At 78.7% G+C, this 503-nt stretch carries 1 protein-coding gene; it reads left to right on the top strand.

From position 1 onward, the window contains the following. Positions 1-503, top strand: a 503-nt coding sequence (locus tag L0B03_RS19060) for a sensor histidine kinase (protein ID WP_374205038.1), incomplete at both ends; no start/stop codon positions are given.

Genomic DNA, 503 nt, shown 5'->3' with positions numbered 1-503 from the left:
GACGCCGCGAGGGCTCCCGAGCAGGCCGCGCCCGACGACGCGACCTCGCCCCCGCGCCTGCGCGAGGCACCCGCCCTGCTCGCCGCGATCACGGCCCAGGGGCTCGACCTGACCCGCCGGGGCTGCGCCCTCGACGACCTTCCCGACCTGCCCGCCGCCGTGGACCAGGCCGCGTACCGCGTGCTCCAGGAGGCCCTGACCAACGCGGTCAAGCACGGCGACGGCGCGGGGGTCGAGGTCGCCGTGGAGCACGACGACGAGGTGCTCCACCTCCGCGTCACCAGCACGGGAGGTGGCGGCGGCGCACGCGGGGCGGGGTGGGGGTTGGTGACCATGCGCGAGCGGGCCGAGGCCCTCGGCGGGACCCTCGAGGCCGGGCCGACCGCGGGCCGGAGGTGGGTGGTGGACGCACGGCTGCCCCTCACGGCCGACGCGAAGCCGGCACGGCTCGACCTGCCGGGGCCTGCCAGCGACCACACGCCGACGCCGTCGGGGCAGACGCC

The sequence above is a fragment of the Actinotalea sp. C106 genome (assembly GCF_023630195.1).
Classification (GTDB): Bacteria; Actinomycetota; Actinomycetes; order Actinomycetales; family Cellulomonadaceae; genus Actinotalea.
Note: the sequence above shows the minus strand (reverse complement) of the source record. Positions and strands in the feature narration are given on the sequence as shown.